Below are 1,772 nucleotides of genomic sequence, written 5' to 3' on the forward strand. Positions count from 1 at the left end.
TTTCCGTTGCAGTCGTTATTGCGGGGAAGGTGCAAAACGTGTCGTCGCATAAACGATATTGTACGTTTTGTAAAGCGGATTGTGCGGGTTGGAAATACGCGAAATGGTATTATTGAGTTTATTCCAGCAATTTAGCAGGATTGATAATTGGTAAAATGAAATTACTTAAAGCTGTGCCTTGAAAACGGGTCATCAATATTCCTCTTGATGTTGAATAGGTTATAGCCGCTAAGGCATTACCAAGCGCAGGATTTATTGTTACTGTATTATCTGGTTCTAGTTTAGTTAACTCTTCCATATTATCCACATAAAAAACATAAACGAAACTGAAAGTACCAATAGCCTCTTCAAAATCTTGCTTTTTACTTTTGGTTTCAACAGTCACCGAGAAATCAGCTTTGATCAACTTATCCGGAACGTTAAAACCCAAATCAAAGTTTACGTTAAAATTATGTCCTTCTACAGTTTCTTCTTTGAAATCGAACGGACTATTAATTTGTCCTTTAGTGATTTTAAAATCAACAATTTCGATTTTTTCAGGTTTCAATAAATTAGCTGACATTGGCTAAGGCTGTTCTTTTGTTTGATTTCGATTTTTTCCAAGCACTGGTATAAGGTACAGCTTTACTTCCTGTATTATTTCTGTACAAAGTTACATACCCGGCAGCACCCATTGGCTTTCCTTGCGGAACAGTTATTATTGGCTCCCCAAGTTCTGCTTCCAATTTGGCTAAAGATCGTAGCGTAAAATTGTGTTCTCCAACTAACCATTTGTTCACTTCCGAAGGGCTTTTATCTAATTTATTGGCCAAATTTTTTTGACTTAATCCTTTTGCTTTTAGCAATTCATTTACTCGAACCACGATATCGGCATACATTCTGGCGAATATTTTTGTTTCTTCGGGTGTTTCCGCTAAAATTCTTTGTGCTACTTTACTTCTCATCGATTTGGGTTTTTAGAGGATGATTTCGTTTGAACCATCATAATTACTAAGTTTTCTAGATTTTTCATTCACTAGTATTGTACCATCACGCAAGGCTTCATTAATTCGTTTTGCAAATTCGCATGCTGCTCTCCATTCTAAATGCAATGAACTTGTTTGATTTGTTGGACCATCTTTGATACCGCCATTGAAAAGAATAACAATATTGTTTGTCACTTTTAAAGCATATAGACGCAAAGGAAATCTCGGAAAATAGTAGGTAATATTTTCGATTGTTCTTTTACCTTGAACAGGCAATCCCTTAACTTCATTTTCATCTCTATTAAATAATTCGTCAATTGCGCCGTGATCATTACCAATGGCCAACAGTATAAACGCTAACAAGTCTTGATTTGCTTGTTTATATTCTGCTATTGCATCATATTTTTCAAAAAACAAATCCGTTTCATTGGCATCAGCACCATCCTTTTTTACAGTGTAAAAAGTGCATTTGGCAGCTTCATCATCCCATATTTCCAGAGCAAATATATTCACTTTATTCTGAGTTTAAAACAAATAATACACTTTTAAGTGTATTTTATAAGATTGTGCTATCTCAATTAGTGTCTGTTGTCTCAAATTTAAGAATACTATTTGTTTCTTTAAAACAGTTTACTGTACGTGAGATACAATCGAAGAATTTTAATCAAAGGCATTTTAACGAGTGGTAAGACTTCCACTGAGCGCGCAGATTTGAAATCGGCAATTTATTTTCATCTTTTGGGCAATCCGCTGCGGCAAACATTTGCTGGAAATTTGTCGCGCCGCACCGTCACGCCTTTCACTGCA

At 35.4% G+C, this 1,772-nt stretch carries 3 protein-coding genes; all 3 read right to left on the minus strand.

Features of this window, described 5'->3' with window-relative positions; all coding sequences use genetic code 11:
• Window positions 1-118: 118 nt before the first annotated feature.
• The 3 genes from CHX27_RS00150 to CHX27_RS00160 are packed head-to-tail and all read right to left on the minus strand — an operon-like array spanning window position 119 to window position 1,478.
• Entirely contained in the window at window positions 119-562 is a 444-nt protein-coding gene (locus CHX27_RS00150) for a hypothetical protein (RefSeq protein WP_094484775.1), read from the minus strand.
• Complete coding sequence (locus CHX27_RS00155; protein WP_094484776.1) at window positions 552-944, minus strand: helix-turn-helix domain-containing protein; 393 nt, start codon at window positions 942-944, stop codon at window positions 552-554. Before CHX27_RS00155 ends, CHX27_RS00150 begins: the two co-directional genes overlap by 11 nt.
• A gap of 12 nt (window positions 945-956) precedes the next feature.
• Entirely contained in the window at window positions 957-1,478 is a 522-nt protein-coding gene (locus tag CHX27_RS00160; protein WP_094484777.1) for a hypothetical protein, read from the minus strand.
• Window positions 1,479-1,772 lie beyond the last annotated feature (294 nt).

Source organism: Flavobacterium aurantiibacter (assembly GCF_002251775.1).
GTDB lineage: Bacteria > Bacteroidota > Bacteroidia > Flavobacteriales > Flavobacteriaceae > Flavobacterium > Flavobacterium aurantiibacter.

Excerpts from the sequence above, each read along its gene's own strand:
- CHX27_RS00150 (WP_094484775.1), bottom strand. The coding sequence starts at position 562 with ATGTCAGCTAATTTATTGAAACCTGAAAAAATCGAAATTGTTGATTTT.
- CHX27_RS00155 (WP_094484776.1), bottom strand. The coding sequence starts at position 944 with ATGAGAAGTAAAGTAGCACAAAGAATTTTAGCGGAAACACCCGAAGAA.